The organism is Halomonas maura, from assembly GCF_030409305.1.
In the GTDB taxonomy this organism is placed as follows: Bacteria; Pseudomonadota; Gammaproteobacteria; order Pseudomonadales; family Halomonadaceae; genus Halomonas; species Halomonas maura.
Genome location: NZ_JAUFPQ010000012.1, coordinates 262,078 through 279,148 on the forward strand (window position 1 = coordinate 262,078; position 17,071 = coordinate 279,148).

Consider the following 17,071-nt stretch of genomic DNA (forward strand, 5'->3'; position numbering starts at 1 on the left):
CCCTCCCCGCCGCGCCCGCTGCCGGCGGGCCGGCGTTCAGGCGCGCTCGCCGGCCTGGCAGCGTCGCCGCCGCAGGGCGCGGCGCTTCCAGCTGCGCGCCACCTGCCAGCGCCAGATCAGCCGGATCACCAGGCTTCCCGCCAGTCCCGCCAGCACCGCGGCCACCAGCGATCCCAGCGCCAGGGCGGGGAGGATGTCGAGCATCTGTTCGGCGACCCAGTGGGTGGACACCCGCTCGGGGGCCTCGCGGACGGGAAGGTCCAGCAGCCAGGCGCCGAGGCGGTAATTGCCGTAGAAGATCAGTGGCATGGTCAGGGGATTGGTGATCCACACCAGGCCCACCGACAGCGGCAGGTTGCCGCGCAGGCCCCAGGCGCCCAGGGCCGCCACCGCCATCTGGAAGGGGATCGGCAGCAGGGCGCTGAACAGGCCCACGAAGAAGGCATTGGCCACGCTGCGTCGGGACAGCATCCACAGCGACGGGTTGCCGAACAGGTGCCGCAGGAAGCGCAGGGAGCGCTGGCGCCTGAGGGTCTCGGGGTGGGGCAGGTAGCGCTGCAGGACTCGGCGCGGCATGGGATCGGGCTCGCGGCTTCGATACCCGGGCTATTATCCATACAAGCCGACTGCCTCGCCATGCCGTGCGTCAACGAGCACGTGCCATGGTGCCGATCAGGGACGATGCGATGCGATGCGGACTGGCCATGCCCCTGGCTCTCGCCGCCCTGGGGGGCGGACTCACGGGCCACCTGACCTCGACCGCGCTGCTCCAGGCGCTGGGCCTGGCCTTGCTGGGCCTGGCCGCCGCCCGGCGCGGCCGGGAGACGCTGCTGGTGCTGGTCCTGCTGGCGGTGGCCGCCCAACTGCTGATGGTGCGTGGCGGTGAGCTGGCCCCGGGGCTGAGCCGGCAGGACCTGCGCCTCGAGGGGCGGCTGCTGGCCGCCTCCCGGGAGCAGCGCCAGTGGCGCCTGGACCTGGCGGTCAGCGACTGCCGGCCCCTGGCGACCGGCTTGCCGAGCTGCAGCGGACTGTCGCGGGTCCGGCTCAGTGCCTTCGCGGGGACCCTTCCCACGGGCCGCACCTTCCAGGCGGGGGCGACCTGGCGGTTGGTCGTGCGCCTGCGACCGCCGAGCGGCTTCGCCAACCCGGGCGCCTTCGACTATCGGGCCTGGCTGTGGCGGGAAGGCATCCAGGCCACCGGCTACGTGCGCCAGGACCCGCCGCCGCGACGTCTCGCCGCGGCGTCTCCCTCGTGGCGGCAGCGGGCCCTGGCCTGGCTCGACGACCACCACCTGCCACCGCGAGCGGCCCGCTGGCTGGCGGCCCTGACGCTGGGCGCCAGCCAGCGCCTGGAGGCGGCGGACTGGGAGCTGCTCAATGCCAGCGGCACCACCCACCTGATGGTGATCTCGGGGCTCCACGTGGGGCTGGTGGCCGGTTTCGCCCTGTGGCTGGGACGCGCCCTGGCCTGGTGCCTGGCGCCGGCGGGCTGGCGCATGGCCGTGTGGCCCTGGTGGCTGGCCGCGGCCGCGGCGGTGGGCTACGCCGGACTGGCCGGTCTCGAGCCCCCCGCGCTGCGTGCCATGGTCATGACCCTGCTGGGGCTCTGGGTGGCCAGCGGTCGCCATGCGCCGGGCCCCTGGCAGGCCTGGTGGCTGGCGCTCGGCCTGGTGGTGGTGGTCGATCCCCTGTCGATCTGGCGGCCCGGGCTCTGGCTGTCGTTCGCCGCGGTGGCGCTGCTGATCCTGGTCTGGCAGGGGCGGGCGCGTCCCCGCGGCTGGCGGGGTTGGCTGTGGGCGCTGGGGCGCACCCAGCTGCTGCTGGCGCCGTTGATGGCGGCGGCGGTGCTGCTGGCCTTCGGTCGCCTCGCCCCGGCCGGCCCCCTGGTCAACCTGCTTGCCGTGCCGCTGGTCGGCAGCCTGATGGTGCCGCTGGGCCTCGCCGGCTGGCTGCTGGCCTGGGTGCCGCCCCTGGGGGACGCCTGCTGGTGGCTGTTCGCGAAGCTGGCGGCGGGGCTGGCCGTGGTGCTGTCACGGAGCGTGGAGCTCCTGCCGCTGTGGCATCCGCCGGCCGCCTGGATCCAGCCCCTGGCCCTCGGCCTGGGGCTGCTCAGCCTGCTCTGGGCCCTGCCCGGGCTGGACCGTCGCCTGCGCCTGGCCGGCAGCGGCCTGCTGGCGACCCTGCCGCTGTGGCTGGCGACGCCGCAGCCGGCGCCCGGCACGCTGTGGGTGCGCATCCACGATGTCGGCCAGGGCCAGCTGGTGAGCCTGCGCACCGCCGGCTATCGGGCGCTGGTCGACACCGGGCCGCGCTTCGGCTCCGGCTTCATGCCGCTGACCTCGCTGTGGCCGCCGGGCCAGCACTTCGACGACGTCATCATCGGCCATGCCGACCGGGACCATGCCGGCGGTCTCCCCGGTCTGGTCGCCGACCACCGGGTCGACCGCTACCTGGCCCCTCCGGACGCCTCCCTGCCGGTGGCCACGACGCCCTGCACCACGGGGCGCCGATGGCGACACGACGGCGTGGCGTTCCGGGTGCTGTGGCCCCCCGAGACGGTCGCGGGCCTGTCGGACAACGACCGCTCCTGCGTGCTGCTGGTCACGGCCGGCGCCCACCGCCTGCTGATCACCGGCGATGCCGGGCGACGGGTGGAGCGCCGCCTGCTGCCCGCCCTGGCTGGCCCCGTGACGGTGCTGGTGGCCGGCCACCACGGCAGCCGTACCAGCTCCGGGCCGGGCTTCGTGCGCCGGGTGTCGCCGCGCCAGGTGATCTTCAGTGCCGCCCGGGACAACCCCTTCGGCCACCCCGACCCGCTGGTGGTCCGCCGGTTCCGGCGGGTGGGCAGCTGCCTGTGGAACACGGCCCGGGACGGGGCGGTGACCCTGCGCCTGGGCCCCGGGGAGGGCCTGGTGGTGCGGGCCGAGCGGCCGCCCGCCGGGCGCCGCGGCGGTGTCGGAGGCGGCTGCCTTGCGGTAGAATCGCCCCCATCGATGCCGGAGATTCGCCGGTGAGGGCGCGAAAGAGGTGACCGCCATATGAACATGATGGAGGCCCTGATCGCCGGGGGCTGGCTGATGGTGCCGTTGCTGGGATGTTCGGTCGTGGCGGTGGTGATCGTCATCGAGCGCCTGTGGACGCTGAGGGCGTCACGCATCGCCCCGCGGGGGCTCGGCCAGGAGGTCTGCACGCTGGTGGACCGCGGCCAGGTCAACCTCTACTGGCTGGAGAGCCACTCGCCGCTGGGCGGCGTGCTGGCGGCCGGCCTGCGCAACGCCCGCCTGGGCCACGAGCAGGTCAGGGCGCGCTTCCAGGAGGCGGCCACCGCGGTGGTGCACGACATGGAACGCTTCCTGAGCCCGCTCGGCACCATCGCCTCGATCACGCCGCTGATCGGCCTGCTGGGCACGGTGGTGGGCATGATCGAGGTGTTCACGGTGATCGTCGCCAGCGACGGCGTCGAGCGCACCGCCGACCTGGCCGGCGGTATCTCCCGGGCCCTGGTGACCACCGCCGCGGGCCTGACCGTGGCGATTCCCGCCCTGATGTTCCACCGCTACTTCCAGCGCCGCGTGGAGGACATCACCGTGCGGATCGAGGAGCAGGCCGGGCAGGTGGTGGAGTTCCTGGCGCATTACCCGGGGGACCTGACCCTGGCGGAGCGTCATGAGCCCCAGGAGGACGAGCGGCAGGAAGCCGACGGGCACCGTGCGCCGCGGGTGAAGCCCTCATGAGGGTTCCCCGCACGCGACGCGAGCCGGTGGAGGTGAACCTCACCCCGCTGATCGACGTGGTCTTCCTGCTGCTGATCTTCTTCATGGTCTCGACGACCTTCGAGACTCGCCAGGCGCTGGAGCTCGAGCTGCCCAGGAGCGAGACCGGGGTGGCCGCGGAGGTCTCGCCGGTCACCGTGGTGGTCACCGCCAGCGGCGACTACCGGCTGGGCGAGCGGGACCTGGCGCCTGGCGCGCTGGCCTCGGCGCTGGCCGAGGAGGCCGAACGCGCCCGGGAACTGGGCCTGGTAGTGGAAGCCGATGGCCGGGCCGCCCATGCCGCGGTGGTGCGTGTCCTCGACCGGGCCGGAGCCCTGGGCATTCGTCAGGTCCGCATCGCCACCGCCGAGGCGACACCCACTGAAGCGGAGATACCGTGATCGAACACTCCGGCTGGACCCTCTACAAGCGCCTGCTCGGCTACGTCAGGCCACACTGGAAGGCGTTCGCCCTGGCCGTCCTCGGCTACGTCATCTACGCCGCCTCGAGCACCGCCCTGGCCGAGATGATGAAGCGCCTGATCGACGGCATCCAGAATCCCGACGCGAGCTTCCGGATGATGCTGCCGCTGTTCGTGGTCGGCATGTTCGCCGCCCGGGGCCTGGGCACCTTCCTCGGCACCTACTTCATGAGCAACGTGGCCCGCAACCTGGTCCACGCCCTGCGCTGCGACGTCTTCAATCACATGCTGCACCTGCCGGGGCGCTTCTTCGACGCGCACTCCTCGGGCCATTTGATCTCACGGGTCACCTACCACGTGGAGCAGGTCACCGGCGCCGCCACCAAGGCCATCACCATCCTGCTGCGCGAGGGGCTCTTCGTGGTCGGCCTGGTCGCCTACCTGTTGTGGACCAACTGGATGCTGACCCTGCTGTTCCTGGCCGTGACCCCGCTGATCGGCGGCGTGGTCAGCTACGCCAGCAAGCGTTTCCGGCGCATCTCCCGACGCATCCAGCGCTCCATGGGCGAGGTCACCCATGTGGCCTCCGAGGCGCTGTCCGGCTATCGGGTGGTGCGCACCCACGGCGCCGAGGCCTTCGAGAAGGCCCGCTTCGCCCGGGCCAGCGAGATCAATCGTCGCCAGAGCATGAAGGAGGCCCTGACCAAGGCCACCAGCACCCCGGTGATCCAGCTGCTGGTGGCGTTGTCGCTGGCGCTGCTGGTGTGGCTGGCCATGTCGCCGGCGCTGATGGCGGACATGACCCCCGGCGAGTTCGTCGCCTTCATCACCGCGGCATCGCTGATGGCCAAGCCGGTCCGCCAGCTCACCGAGATCAACGCCACCATCCAGAAGGGCATCGCCGCCGCCGGCGAACTCTTCGGGCTGCTGGAGCAGCCGCCCGAAGAGGATCGAGGCACCGTGGAGCCGGGGCGCCTCGAGGGCCGGGTGCGCTTCGAGGGCGTGCGCTTCGCCTACGGCGAGGACCAGCCGGAGGTGCTCAAGGGCATCGACCTCGAGGTGGCGCCCGGCGAGATGGTCGCCATCGTCGGCCGCTCCGGCAGCGGCAAGTCGACCCTGATGGGCCTGCTGCCGCGGTTCTACCGGCCGACCGCCGGCCGTATCCTGATCGATGGCGTGTCCCTCGAGGACTATCGCCTGCATCCGCTGCGCCGGCGGATCGCCCTGGTATCCCAGCAGGTGACCCTGTTCAATGCCAGCATCGCCGCCAATATCGCCTATGGAGTGGATGACGCCACGCCGGGAGCCATCGAGGCCGCGGCTCGGGCCGCCCACGCCCACGAGTTCATCGAACGGCTGCCCAAGGGCTACGACACCGTGGTGGGGGAGAACGGCGTGATGCTCTCCGGCGGCCAGCGCCAGCGACTGGCCATCGCCCGGGCGATCTTCAAGGACGCCCCGCTGCTGGTCCTCGACGAGGCCACTTCGGCCCTGGATACCGAGTCCGAGCGGCACATCCAGGCGGCCCTGGAGGAAGTCTGTCGGGACCGCACCACCTTCGTCATCGCTCACCGGCTCTCCACCATCGAGCGGGCCGACCGCATCCTGGTGATGGAGGGCGGCGAGATCGTCGAGCAGGGCCCCCATGCCGAGCTGCTGGCCCGCGACGGCGCCTATGCGGCCCTGCACCGCCTGCAGTTCCAGGATCCCCAGCCGGCATGAGCGCCGGGATCGGCGAGCACTGGCTCCGCGCGGCCTATGCCGGCTCGCCCTGGCTGGTGGCACTGCGGCCGCTGGAGGCGCTCTACCGTCTGGCCGTCGCGCGCCGGGCCCGGGCCTACGCCGAGGGACGCCGGGACGTCTGGCGGGCCCCGGTGCCGGTGGTGGTGGTCGGCAACATCACCCTCGGCGGCACCGGCAAGTCGCCGCTGGTGGCCTGGCTGGCCCGTCATCTGCAGGCGCGGGGCTGGTCGCCCGGCATCCTGTCGCGGGGCTATGGCGGGCGCTCGGCGCACTATCCGCTGTGCCTGACCGACCAGACCTCGGCCGCGGCCAGTGGCGACGAGCCGCGCATGCTGGCCGACCAGACCGGCGTGCCGGTCGTGGTGGACCCGGACCGTCCCCGCGGGGCGCGGCGGCTGCTGGAGGAGGGCTGCGATATCCTGCTCAGCGACGACGGCCTCCAGCATCTCGGGCTGGGGCGCGACCTGGAGATCCTGGTGGTGGATGGCCACCGGGGGCTCGGCAACGGGCGCTGCCTGCCGGCCGGGCCGCTCCGTGAGCCGGCGGGACGGCTCGCCTCGGTGGATGCGGTGGTGGTCAACGGCGAGCCTCGTCGCCCGCTGCCCACCGGCGGCCACGCCATGACCCTCGAGCCGATCGCCTGGCGGTCGCTGGCCGGGGGCCAGCGGCACGCGGTCGCGCCGCCGCCCTTCGCCGGTGAGGTGCACGCCGTGGCCGGTATCGGCCGACCGGCGCGCTTCTTCGCCACCCTGCGTGGGCTGGGGCTCGAGGTGGATCCCCATCCCTTCGGCGACCACCACCGCTTCACGGCCGCCGACCTGGCGTTCGGCGATGACCTGCCGGTGGTGATGACCGCCAAGGACGCGGTCAAGTGCCGCGACCTGGCGGGGCCCGGGACCTGGGTTCTCGAGGTGGAGGCGGCCCCCGCGCCGGGCTTCGTCGACTGGCTCGATGCGCGCCTGGCGGCGCGATGACAATCCGGGCGCCCGCCGTACCGGCGGCGCCGACTCTGATCACGGAGGCGTGACACATGGACAAGGAACTGCTGGCGATGCTGGTCTGCCCGCTGTGCAAGGGCAAGCTGACCTACGATCGCGAGGCCCAGGAACTGATCTGTCGCTTCGACGGCCTGGCCTACCCGGTGCGCGACGGGATACCGGTCATGCTGCCGGAAGAGGCCCGGGCGCTGGACGTGGACGAGAAACTGCCGCCGTCGGCCGGTCGCCACGGCGAGGCCTGAGGAGGACCCATGCAGGATTTCATCGCCGTGATCCCGGCGCGCTTTGCCTCCACGCGGCTGCCGGGCAAGCCGCTGCTCGAGATCGCCGGGGAGCCGATGGTCGCCCATGTCTGGCGCCAGGCGCAGGCCAGTGCCGCCGCCCGGGTGGTGGTGGCCACCGACGACGAGCGCATCCGCGCGGCCATGGCCGGGGTCGGTGCCGAGGTGGTGATGACGCGCGACGACCATCCCTCGGGGACCGATCGCCTGGCCGAGGTGGCGGAGCGGCTGGGGTTGCCGGACGAGGCGGTGGTGGTCAACGTGCAGGGCGACGAGCCGCTGCTGCCGCCGGCGTTGATCGACCAGGTGGCGGGCCGCCTGTTCGCCGATCCCGGTGCCTCGATCGCCACCCTGGCGGAACCCATCGGCGACGTCGAGACGCTCTTCAACCCCAATGCGGTGAAGGTGGTCCGGGCCCTGTCGGGACGCGCGCTGTACTTCTCCCGGGCGCCGATTCCCTGGGATCGTGAGGCCTTCGCCTCCCGGCCCGAGCTGCTCGAGACCGATGCCTGGCTGCGCCATATCGGCCTCTATGCCTATCGCGTGGGCTTTCTCGCCGAGTACCGGGACTGGTCGCCGTCGCCCCTCGAACAGCTCGAGCAGCTCGAGCAGCTGCGCGCCCTGCACCATGGCCATGCCATCCAGGTCGCCCTGGCGAGCCAGCCGCATCCGGCGGGCGTCGATACCGCCGAGGACCTGGAGCGGGTCCGTGAGGCGGTGCGGGCCGACGGGGGAGGTCGGTGATGCGCGTGCTCTTCGTCTGCCTCGGCAACATCTGCCGGTCGCCCACCGCCGAGGGCATGTTCCGGCGCCACCTCGACGAGGCGGGCCTCGCCGATCGCGTCGCGGTCGATTCCTGTGGTATCGGTCCCTGGCACGTGGGCAAGGCGCCGGACCCCCGCGCCCAGGGGGCGGCCGCCGAGCGCGGCCTCGACCTCTCCGCCCAGCGAGCCCGCCAGCTGGCGGCGGGTGACTTTGCGCGCTTCGACTACCTGCTGGCCATGGACGAGGACAACCTCGTCGCGCTCCAGGCCCGGCGACCGGCGGACTGCCACGCCCATGTCGGCCTCTTCCTGGACTTCGCCGGCCTGCAGGGCCGTGCGGTCCCCGACCCCTACTATGGCGGTGACCAGGGCTTCGAGGAGGTGCTCGACCTGGTGGAGGCGGCGTCCCTGGGCCTGGTGGAGGCGGTGCGCCGGCGCCTGGAGGGCGACTCTTGAGCCTCGCGCTGCGGCGCGAGGTCGATCTCGCCGGGGCCAACACCCTGGGATTGCCCTGCATCGCCGAGCGCGTCGCGGCGCCACGGACCCTGCCCCAGTTGCACGAGGCACTGGACCTGGCCAAGGCCCGGGGCTGGCCGACCCTGCTGCTCGGCGGCGGCAGCAACCTGATCCTCCCCGCGCGCCTCCCCGGCCTGGTGCTGCGTCCCGCCATGGCCGAGTGGTGGCTCGAGGACGACGGCCCCGAGGGAGCCAGGGTGCATGCCGAGGCCGGCGTGGTCTGGCATGAGCTGGTCATGGCCCTGGCCCGGCGCGGCCTCTGGGGCCTCGAGAACCTGGCGCTGATTCCCGGGCATTGCGGGGCGGCGCCGATCCAGAACATCGGCGCCTATGGCGTGGAGCTGTGCGACGCGCTCGAGGCCGTGCACCTGATCCACCTGGACGATGGCCGCGAGGCCGTCCTGGGTCCCGAGGACTGTGCCTTCGGCTATCGTGACAGCGTCTTCAAGCGGGCCCTGGCGGGGCGGGTGGTGATCACCCGGCTGGTCATGCGCCTGTCGCACCGGGCGGCCCCCCGCCTGGCCTATGGCGACCTGGCGAGCCGGGTCGGTGCCGCGCCGACGCCCCTCGAGGTGGCCGAGGCGGTCTGCGCCGTGCGCCGCGAGAAGCTGCCCGATCCCGCCACGCTGGGCAACGCCGGCAGTTTCTTCAAGAACCCGGTGGTGTCGTCGGCCGAGGCTGAGCGCCTGCTGCAGGCCCACCCCGAGCTGCCGCACTTTCCCCAGTCGGCGGGGCGAGTCAAGCTCGCCGCCGGCTGGCTGATCGACCGTTGCGGACTCAAGGGCTGGCGCCGGGGGCACTTCGGGGTCCACGATCGTCAGGCGCTGGTCCTGGTGCATCACGGCGGGGGCAGTGCCGAGGAGCTGCTGCACTTTGCCGATGCCGTGGCCGAGGAGGTGCAGGCGCGCTTCGGTATCGCACTCGAGCGCGAGCCGCGGCTGGCCGAGGCTTGCGCCGGCTAGCCAGCCACGGCTCGACGCACGGCGCCTCCTCGAACGAAGAACGCCCGTGGCCTTGGCCACGGGCGTTTGTCATCGTCGGTACAGGGCCGTGATCAGCCCTTGTTGCCCTCCTGGCGTTGCGCCTCCAGTTCGCGCCGGCGGATCTCCCGCGGGTCATTATGGGCACGGCGACGGCGGCGACGCTCGGCAGGCTTTTCCTCGCCCTTGGCCGCCGCCTCTTGCGGCTCTACCTTGGCTTGCGGCTTGGCCTCGGGCTTGGCGTCTGCCTTGGGCTGTTCCGGCTTGGCCTCGGGCTTGGCGTCTGCCTTGGGCTGCTCCGGTTTGGCCTCGGCCCTGGGCTGTTCCGGCTTGGCCCCGGGCTTCGGCTCCGGCTTGGCACTCGCCTGGGGCTCGGGGGTCTCGGCCTCGGGCTTGGCGTCTGCCTTGGGCTGTTCCGGCTTGGCCTCGGGCTTGGCGTCTGCCTTGGGCTGTTCCGGCTTGGCACCCGCCTGGGGCGCTGGCTTCTCGTCCCTGGCCTGCGGCTTGGCACCCGCCTGGGGCGCGGGTTTCTCGGCCTCGGCCTCGGCCTGCGGCTTGGCACCCGCCTGGGGCGCGGGCTTCTCGGCCTCGGCCTGCGGCTTGGCACCCGCCTGGGGCGCTGGCTTCTCGACCCTGGTCTGCGGCTTGGCACCCGCCTGGGGCGCGGGCTTCTCGGCCTCGGCCTGCGGCTTGGCACCCGCCTGGGGCGCGGGCTTCTCGTCCCTGGCCTGCGGCTTGGCACCCGCCTGGGGCGCGGGCTTCTCGACCTCGGCCTGCGGCTTGGCACCCGCCTGGGGCGCGGGCTTCTCGGCCTCGGCCTGCGGCTTGGCACCCGCCTGGGGCGCGGGCTTCTCGGCCTCGGCCTGCGGCTTGGCACCCGCCTGGGGCGCGGGCTTCTCGACCTCGGCCTGCGGCTTGGCACCCGCCTGGGGCGCGGGCTTCTCGTCCTTGGCCTGCGGCTTGGCACCCGCCTGGGGCGCGGGGGTCTCGACCCTGGCCTGCGGCTTGGCACCCGCCTGGGGCTCGGGCTGCTCCGCCTTGGCTTCCGGCTTGGGCCCGGTCTCCGCCGGGACCTCGGCCTCGCCGGTGGCGGCCTGGGCCTGCAGGCGCTGTTGCTCGGCCTCGGCCTGGGGGTTCAGTGCATGCTGGCGGCTCCGCTGACGCGGGTTGTTGCGCGTGCGCTTGGGCTTGGCATCCGCGCTGGCGGCCTCTGCCGGTGCCTCGGTCTTCTGGGGGGGCGGAGTGGCCGCGGCGTCGCCCTTGGCGCGCTCCCCGGCGGTGTCCTGGGGCTTGCGGGCCTCCGGGGACTTGCTCCGGCCGTCCTGGCCCTTGCGAGCCTCCTGGGGCTTGCGGGCCTCCTGGGGCCTGCGGCCGTCATCCTGGCGACGACCGCGACCGCCGCGGTTGCCGCGGCCCTGGCTCTCCGCCTGGTCCGGGCGATCCTCGGTGGGCTGACGCCCCTTGGGTGCCCGGCTGTCGTCGCGGCCACCTTCGCCGCGATCGGGGCGCTGGCCACGGCGCTGCCGCTGGCGACCATTGCCGCCGGGCGCCTTGTCGTCACGCTCACGGACGGCGCCGGCCGGGCGGGAATCACGGGCCTTGCGCTCCTCGCCCTGGCGCGGCGTGGCCGGCTGGGCCGCCGATGTCCCGCTGGTCTCCTCGCCGCCGAGCAGGCGGGTGAAGCCCTTCACCAGGCGACCCAGCACCCCTTCCCGGGTGGCCGGGGCAGGGCGGGGCGCCGGCGCCGGCCGGGTGGCCGCGGCGGGTGTCTCGTCGGCCACCTTGGCGGGGGGCTCCTGCTGCAGCGAGGCCGGGGCCGGCTCGTGGTGGACCACGGTCTTGACCGCCGCCTCGTCCCGCTTGATCGGCTTGCCGAAGGCCGCCTCGGGCTCCTTGCCGATCTCGGTCTCGGTGGGCAGCTCGAAGCTGGACGCGCCCGCCGTGCCTTCCTCGTCGACATGGTCGTCACGCAGGCGCTGCACGTCGTAGTGAGGGGTGTCCATGTCCGGGTTGGGCAGCAGCACCACACGCACGCCCTGGCGGCGTTCGATCTCGGCCAGCACGGCGCGCTTCTCGTTGAGCAGGTAGGTGGCGACCGGCACCGGCAGGATGGCGCGAATCTGGGCGCTGCGCTCCTTCATGGCCTCCTCCTCGATGAGGCGCATGACCGACAGCGAGAGGGAGCGTACGTCGCGGATGGTGCCCTGGCCGTCGCAGCGGGGGCAGACCACGCCGCTGGTCTCGCCCAGCGAAGGACGCAGGCGCTGGCGCGACATTTCCATCAGGCCGAAGCGCGAGATGCGGCCGATCTGCACCCGGGCACGGTCGAGCTTGAGGGCGTCGCGCATGCGATTCTCGACCTCCCGCTGGTTGCGCGCCGGACTCATGTCGATGAAGTCGATGACCACCAGGCCGCCGATATCGCGCAGGCGCAGCTGGCGGGCGATCTCGTCGGCGGCCTCGCTGTTGGTCTGCAGCGCGGTCTCCTCGATATCACTGCCGCGGGTGGCCCGGGCCGAGTTGATGTCGATGGAGACCAGGGCCTCGGTGTGGTCGATGACGATGGACCCGCCGGAGGGCAGCTTGACCTCGCGCTCGTAGGCGGTCTCGATCTGCGATTCGATCTGGAAGCGCGAGAACAGCGGCACCTCGTCGGCGTAGCGCTTGATCTTCTGCTGGTAGGAGGGCATCACCTGGCGGATGAAGGCCAGCGCCTCCTGGTGCACCTGCTCGCTGTCGATCAGCACCTCGCCGATGTCCTGGCGCAGGTAGTCGCGCATGGCGCGGATGATGACGTTGGATTCCCGGTAGATCAGGAAGGGCGCGGGGCGCTTGCCGGCTTCCTCGGTCACCGATTCCCATACCTGCACCAGGTAGTCGAGGTCCCACTGCAGCTCCTCGGTGGAGCGGCCGATGCCGGCGGTACGCACGATCAGGCCCATCTTGTCGGGCACGGTCAGCTGGCTCATGGCCTCCTTGAGCTGGCTGCGCTCCTCGCCCTCGATGCGCCGCGAGATGCCGCCGGCACGAGGGTTGTTAGGCATTAGCACCAGGAAGCGGCCGGCCAGGCTGATGAAGGTGGTCAGGGCCGCGCCCTTGTTGCCACGCTCCTCCTTGTCGACCTGGACGATGACTTCCTGGCCTTCCTTGAGCACTTCCTTGATGCTGGGCCGGCCCGAGGGGTCCTTGACGAAGTACTCGCGGGAGATTTCCTTGAGGGGGAGGAAGCCGTGGCGCTCGGCGCCGAAGTCGACGAAGGCGGCTTCGAGGGAGGGTTCCACGCGGGTGATCTTGCCGCGATAGATGTTGGCTTTCTTCTGCTCCCGGGCACCGGATTCGATGTCCAGGTCGTAGAGGCGTTGTCCATCGACCAGGGCGACGCGCAGCTCTTCGGGCTGGGTCGCGTTGATGAGCATCCGTTTCATGTCGTCTCGCAAATTGGACGCGCCGGTGGGCGCCCAGGGAGTCTCTCTCAGCTGATACCGACCGTTGGCGAGGCCCGGTTTCCGGCCAATGTCCTGCGATCCCGGGGTTTCGATAGCGTGCTATTCGTTTCCGGGGTCACTAACCTTGTCTCGAAATCCTGGCACCTCACCGTGATCGGTCAAGCCCGAGAGGCTTCCGTGCATCGGCGAAGGCGAACCGCTGGGTGCTGCGTGCTTGTGCTCAGCGCATGTCGCGGATGCGGAACTGCGCCCGGCCGTGTCGGGTTACCGGTGGAGGCCGCCCGGCACGGCAAGATCATGTTGAGTACGGGGCGGAGGCAGGACGTGTCTCGGCGGGTCTTCGCCCATCCGGCCCTGCGGTCACCGCCAACACCTGGCATTCATCGATTCGCCAACGCCGGCCTCCGGCACGATGTTGTACGTATCCCGTGATCGCCGCCCGTTCATCGGTGAGGGGCGGGGCGGGCGTGGCGTTGTATCGCTTGCTTGTCGGCGGCGGGACCTCGAATCGGCGAGTATCGTCGCGGCCTGATCTATTCGCTCCGGCCTGCGTGTCTGTCGTGCAGGCGCTCGAACGGGCCAGAGTCGACCCACTGGAGCGAGTTGGCAATATAACAGTAAAGGGGGTGACCGGCAATTGGGCGGCAGGATGGCGCGCACTGCGATAGAATGCGGCATTTCCGCAGGTTGCCAGTGGAGTGTCGGCATGGCCGAGGGCCGCGAAGTACAGTGGGTGGAAGTGACCGAGGGCCAGGTGGGCCAGCGGGTCGACAACTTCCTGATGACACGCATGAAGGGAGCGCCCCGGGCGTTGATCTACCGCATCGTGCGCAAGGGCGAGGTGCGCGTGAACAAGAAGCGCGTCAAGGCCGACACCCGGCTGGCGCTGGGCGACGTGGTGCGCATCCCGCCGCTGCGGCTGGCCCCCCGGGAGGCGGTGCGCGAGGTCAGCGACAACCTGCGCAACCTGCTGGCCGGCAGCGTGCTGCTGGAGGGCCGCGACTGGCTGGTGATCAACAAGCCTTCGGGGCTCGCCGTGCACGGGGGCAGCGGGGTCAAGATCGGCCTGATCGAGGCGCTGCGCCAGGTTCGCGAGGATCTCGACTTCCTCGAGCTGGTGCATCGGCTCGATCGCGATACCTCGGGCTGCCTGCTGCTGGCGAAGTCGCGTCCCGCCCTGCTGACCCTGAACACTGCCCTCAAGCGCCACGAGATGACCAAGCAGTACCTGGCGCTGGTGGCCGGGCGCTGGCCGGCGCGGCGCGACTTCGTCAGCGCTCGGCTGGATCGCTTCGACGCCGGCAATGGCGAGCGGCGGGTGCGGGTGGACTCGGCCGGCAAGGTGGCGCGTACCCGCTTCGCGGTGCGCGAGGCCTTCGCCGGCGCGACCCTGGTCGAGGCGGAGCCCATCACCGGTCGCACCCACCAGATCCGCGTGCATGCCGCCCATGCCGGCCACCCGCTGCTCGGCGACGACAAGTACGGCACCCGGGAGGGTGGACGTCTCGCGGCCCGGCTGGGGCTGTCGCGGCTGTTCCTGCATGCCGCCGCGCTGACCTTTCCCGAGCCCACCAGCGGCAAGCCCGTGAGGATCCGCGCCCCCCTGGGCGAGGAGCTCGACGCGGTGCTTTCCCGTGCCCGCCAGGACGGCTGAACGATGCCCATGCGCTATCGACTGATGATCTTCGACTGGGACGGCACCCTGATGGATTCCGTGGCCCGCATCGTCGGCTGCATGCAGGCCGCGGGGCGCGACATCGGCTGGGGAGCGCTCGGCGAGGATCAGGTGCGAGACATCATCGGCCTGGGCCTGCCCGAGGCCATCGAGCGGCTCTGTCCGGGCATCGACCCCGGGCGTGCCGAGGCGCTGCGACGCCGTTACGCCTACCACTTCGTCGAGGGCGATGTCACCCCGATGCCCTTCTATCCCGGGGTCGTCGAGGGCCTGGCCCGGCTGCGCGCCGATGACGCGTCCCGCCTGGCGGTGGCGACCGGCAAGAGTCGCCGAGGGCTCGACCGGATCTTCCACGAGAACGACTGCGGTCACTGGTTCCATGCCAGCCGCACCGCCGACGAGACGCGCTCCAAGCCTCACCCCCGGATGCTGGAGGAGCTGCTCGCGGAGCTCGACGTGGCGGTGGAGGAGGCGGTGATGATCGGCGACACCGAATACGACCTGGAAATGGCCCGGGCGCTGGGCATGGATCGCGTGGCCGTGACCTACGGCGTGCACGCCCCGCAGCGCCTGGCGGCGAGCCGACCGGTGTTCTCCGCCGAGGCCTTTTCCGAACTCATCGACTGGCTGCACGCCTGAGTGGCAGCAGGGAGGCAAGCATTTCATGGCCGACGATCGACGCGACGACAAGTGGACCCAGGGGGCCGAGCTCACCGCCGAGCAGGCGCGCCAGGCGAGGGAGGGGCGGCCGGCGCCCGCCGATTCGGCGGAGGATGCCGAGACGCTGCGCGAGCGCCGGCGCCTCGCCCAGCAGGCGATGCTCGACCGCTGGATCGATGGCGTGCTCACCGAGCAGCGGCGCTCGCGGCGCTGGAAGCTGTTCTTCCGCTTCTTCTTCGCCCTGCTGATCCTGGCCTCGCTGGCCACCACCCTGTATGGGCTCTTCCTGGTGCCGGGGCCGGTAGGGACGGAAGGCCCGCACCTGGGGGTGGTGCGCGTGGAGGGCGTCATCGACCGCGAATCCCCGGCCAACGCCGAACGGATCCTCGACGGGGTCGAGCGAGCCTGGAAGGCGCCCGGAGCGGAGGCGGTGGTGCTGCATATCGACAGTCCCGGCGGCAGCCCGGTCCAGTCCCAGCGCATCTATGACGAGCTGATGCGTCTGCGTGCCTCGGGCGACAAGCCGATCATCGCGGTGATCGAGGATATCGGTGCCAGCGGCGCCTACTATATTGCCGCGGCGGCGGACGAGATCGTTGCCGCCCCGGCCAGCCTGGTCGGCTCCATCGGCGTGATCCATGCCGGTTTCGGCTTCGAGGAGGCCATCGACCGGCTCGGCGTGGAGCGACGGGTCTTCACGGCCGGCGACAACAAGGCCTTCCTCGATCCCTTCTCGGACATCTCCGCCGACCAGCGAGCGTTCTGGCAGGGGGTCCTGGCCACCACCCACCACCAGTTCATCGAGGACGTCAAGGCCGGTCGCGGCAAGCGGCTGGCCGACGACGAGCGGCTGTTCAGCGGGTTGATCTGGACCGGCGAGCAGGCCCGGGCGCTGGGGCTGGTGGATGACCTCGACAGCCTCGACGGCATCGCCCGGGCGCGCCTCGAGACGCCGCGGGTCAAGGACTACACGCCACGGCTCGACCCGTTCGAGCGGCTGTCGCGGCGCTTCGGGCGCGTCGTCGCGGAATGGCTCGGGGTGCCGCGGGCCGATTCGCCGCTGCGCTACCAGCTCAATTGAAGGTCGTCAGCAGGAAGCGCGCCGCTGGGCGGCGGCAGGAGGGGAGGAGGGCGGCCATCCTCCCTTGCCGCTTCCTTGTTGCCTCTTATGGCTCGCCCAGCGGATCCAGCCCGGCCTCGCGCAGCAGCGCGCACAGCCGGATCAGCGGCAGGCCGACCAGGGTGTTGGGGTCGTCCCCCTCGAGCCGCTCGAACAGGCTGATGCCGAGCCCTTCCATGTGGAAGCTGCCGGCGGCGTCCAGGGGGCGCTCCCGGGCCACGTAACGGGCGATCTCGTCGTCGCCGAGGCGGCGGAAGACCACGTCGTAGCGCTCGTGGCAGACCCGGTGGCTGGCGTGGCGCGTGTCGATCAGCGCCAGCCCGGTCAGGAAACTGACCCGCCGCCCCGAGAAGCGGGCCAGCTGGGCGCGGGCGGCGGCCTCGTCGGCGGGCTTGCCGAGCGCCTCGCCATCGAAGACCGCGACCTGGTCGGAGCCGATGATCAGGTGGTCCGGCCAGTTCCCGGCCAGCCGCTCGGCCTTGGCCAGGGACAGGCGATGCACCAGGGCCCGGGGGGATTCCCCGGGGCGTGGGGTCTCGTCGATGTCGGGGCTGTCCCAGGCATAGGGAATCTCCAGCCGGTCGAGCAGCTGGCGGCGAAAGCGGGAGCCCGAGGCGAGCACCAGGCGTGGCATGGCAGGTCCTCCAGAGGTGGTCGAACGCCGCTGTGGCGAGGGCGCAACCCTGCACCCCGCGGGCATTGTAACCGTGAATCA

The 17,071-nt window shown here is 71.9% G+C and carries 15 protein-coding genes; 12 read left to right on the plus strand and 3 right to left on the minus strand.

Going from position 1 to position 17,071, the window contains the following annotated elements; translation table 11 throughout:
• Positions 1–36: 36 nt before the first annotated feature.
• Positions 37–576 carry a DUF2062 domain-containing protein gene (locus QWY76_RS06670; RefSeq protein WP_290310325.1) on the minus strand — a complete coding sequence of 180 codons (540 nt, stop codon included), beginning with the start codon at positions 574–576 and terminating at the stop codon, positions 37–39.
• A 128-nt stretch (positions 577–704) separates the two neighbouring features.
• Here QWY76_RS06670 and QWY76_RS06675 point away from each other — a divergent pair, with 128 nt between their 5' ends.
• The 9 genes from QWY76_RS06675 to murB are packed head-to-tail and all read left to right on the plus strand — an operon-like array spanning position 705 to position 9,437.
• Positions 705–3,014, plus strand: coding sequence for a DNA internalization-related competence protein ComEC/Rec2 (locus tag QWY76_RS06675; protein WP_290310326.1), 2,310 nt, complete (start codon positions 705–707; stop codon positions 3,012–3,014).
• 24 nt (positions 3,015–3,038) lie between these two features.
• Positions 3,039–3,734 (plus strand): MotA/TolQ/ExbB proton channel family protein, encoded by a 696-nt coding sequence (locus QWY76_RS06680; protein ID WP_290310327.1) that lies wholly within the window; start codon positions 3,039–3,041, stop codon positions 3,732–3,734.
• Entirely contained in the window at positions 3,731–4,153 is a 423-nt protein-coding gene (locus tag QWY76_RS06685) for an ExbD/TolR family protein (protein WP_290310328.1), read from the plus strand. Before QWY76_RS06680 ends, QWY76_RS06685 begins: the two co-directional genes overlap by 4 nt.
• Positions 4,153–5,895, plus strand: coding sequence for a lipid A export permease/ATP-binding protein MsbA (msbA, locus tag QWY76_RS06690; RefSeq protein WP_435388958.1), 1,743 nt, complete (start codon positions 4,153–4,155; stop codon positions 5,893–5,895). The genes QWY76_RS06685 and msbA overlap by 1 nt, the downstream gene beginning before the upstream one ends.
• Positions 5,892–6,890, plus strand: coding sequence for a tetraacyldisaccharide 4'-kinase (lpxK, locus tag QWY76_RS06695; RefSeq protein ID WP_290310330.1), 999 nt, complete (start codon positions 5,892–5,894; stop codon positions 6,888–6,890). Before msbA ends, lpxK begins: the two co-directional genes overlap by 4 nt.
• A 56-nt stretch (positions 6,891–6,946) precedes the next feature.
• On the plus strand, positions 6,947–7,156 hold the full coding sequence (locus tag QWY76_RS06700) for a Trm112 family protein (RefSeq protein WP_290310331.1): 210 nt from the start codon (positions 6,947–6,949) through the stop codon (positions 7,154–7,156).
• A gap of 9 nt (positions 7,157–7,165) precedes the next feature.
• Positions 7,166–7,939, plus strand: coding sequence for a 3-deoxy-manno-octulosonate cytidylyltransferase (kdsB, locus tag QWY76_RS06705; RefSeq protein ID WP_290310332.1), 774 nt, complete (start codon positions 7,166–7,168; stop codon positions 7,937–7,939).
• Entirely contained in the window at positions 7,939–8,415 is a 477-nt protein-coding gene (locus QWY76_RS06710) for a low molecular weight protein-tyrosine-phosphatase (protein WP_290310333.1), read from the plus strand. Before kdsB ends, QWY76_RS06710 begins: the two co-directional genes overlap by 1 nt.
• Positions 8,412–9,437, plus strand: a complete 1,026-nt coding sequence (gene murB / locus QWY76_RS06715) for a UDP-N-acetylmuramate dehydrogenase (protein WP_290310334.1) — start codon at positions 8,412–8,414, stop codon at positions 9,435–9,437. Before QWY76_RS06710 ends, murB begins: the two co-directional genes overlap by 4 nt.
• Positions 9,438–9,529: 92 nt before the next feature.
• On the opposite strand, the gene rne is transcribed toward murB, so the two are convergent.
• Complete coding sequence (gene rne / locus QWY76_RS06720; protein WP_290310335.1) at positions 9,530–12,880, minus strand: ribonuclease E; 3,351 nt, start codon at positions 12,878–12,880, stop codon at positions 9,530–9,532.
• Between the two features lie 727 nt (positions 12,881–13,607).
• Between rne and QWY76_RS06725 the strand changes: the two genes are divergently transcribed.
• Genes QWY76_RS06725 through QWY76_RS06735 form a run of 3 tightly spaced genes read left to right on the plus strand, consistent with a single transcriptional unit; the run spans position 13,608 to position 16,317 of the window.
• Entirely contained in the window at positions 13,608–14,555 is a 948-nt protein-coding gene (locus QWY76_RS06725; RefSeq protein ID WP_290310336.1) for an RluA family pseudouridine synthase, read from the plus strand.
• A gap of 9 nt (positions 14,556–14,564) precedes the next feature.
• Positions 14,565–15,215 carry an HAD family hydrolase gene (locus QWY76_RS06730; protein WP_290310370.1) on the plus strand — a complete coding sequence of 217 codons (651 nt, stop codon included), beginning with the start codon at positions 14,565–14,567 and terminating at the stop codon, positions 15,213–15,215.
• A gap of 25 nt (positions 15,216–15,240) precedes the next feature.
• On the plus strand, positions 15,241–16,317 hold the full coding sequence (locus tag QWY76_RS06735) for a S49 family peptidase (RefSeq protein ID WP_290310337.1): 1,077 nt from the start codon (positions 15,241–15,243) through the stop codon (positions 16,315–16,317).
• 85 nt (positions 16,318–16,402) lie between these two features.
• Here the strand turns inward: QWY76_RS06735 and QWY76_RS06740 are convergent, their stop codons facing one another.
• Positions 16,403–16,990, minus strand: coding sequence for a Maf family protein (locus QWY76_RS06740; protein WP_290310338.1), 588 nt, complete (start codon positions 16,988–16,990; stop codon positions 16,403–16,405).
• Positions 16,991–17,071 lie beyond the last annotated feature (81 nt).

What these genes read in the sequence shown, in the direction of transcription:
- QWY76_RS06680 (WP_290310327.1), top strand. Translation starts at nt 3,039, where the DNA reads ATGAACATGATGGAGGCCCTGATCGCCGGGGGCTGGCTGATGGTGCCG.
- rne (WP_290310335.1), bottom strand. Translation starts at nt 12,880, where the DNA reads ATGAAACGGATGCTCATCAACGCGACCCAGCCCGAAGAGCTGCGCGTC.
- QWY76_RS06725 (WP_290310336.1), top strand. Translation starts at nt 13,608, where the DNA reads ATGGCCGAGGGCCGCGAAGTACAGTGGGTGGAAGTGACCGAGGGCCAG.
- QWY76_RS06675 (WP_290310326.1), top strand. Translation starts at nt 705, where the DNA reads ATGCCCCTGGCTCTCGCCGCCCTGGGGGGCGGACTCACGGGCCACCTG.
- kdsB (WP_290310332.1), top strand. Translation starts at nt 7,166, where the DNA reads ATGCAGGATTTCATCGCCGTGATCCCGGCGCGCTTTGCCTCCACGCGG.
- QWY76_RS06710 (WP_290310333.1), top strand. Translation starts at nt 7,939, where the DNA reads ATGCGCGTGCTCTTCGTCTGCCTCGGCAACATCTGCCGGTCGCCCACC.
- QWY76_RS06700 (WP_290310331.1), top strand. Translation starts at nt 6,947, where the DNA reads ATGGACAAGGAACTGCTGGCGATGCTGGTCTGCCCGCTGTGCAAGGGC.
- QWY76_RS06670 (WP_290310325.1), bottom strand. Translation starts at nt 576, where the DNA reads ATGCCGCGCCGAGTCCTGCAGCGCTACCTGCCCCACCCCGAGACCCTC.
- QWY76_RS06740 (WP_290310338.1), bottom strand. Translation starts at nt 16,990, where the DNA reads ATGCCACGCCTGGTGCTCGCCTCGGGCTCCCGCTTTCGCCGCCAGCTG.
- QWY76_RS06730 (WP_290310370.1), top strand. Translation starts at nt 14,565, where the DNA reads ATGCGCTATCGACTGATGATCTTCGACTGGGACGGCACCCTGATGGAT.
- lpxK (WP_290310330.1), top strand. Translation starts at nt 5,892, where the DNA reads ATGAGCGCCGGGATCGGCGAGCACTGGCTCCGCGCGGCCTATGCCGGC.
- QWY76_RS06685 (WP_290310328.1), top strand. Translation starts at nt 3,731, where the DNA reads ATGAGGGTTCCCCGCACGCGACGCGAGCCGGTGGAGGTGAACCTCACC.
- QWY76_RS06735 (WP_290310337.1), top strand. Translation starts at nt 15,241, where the DNA reads ATGGCCGACGATCGACGCGACGACAAGTGGACCCAGGGGGCCGAGCTC.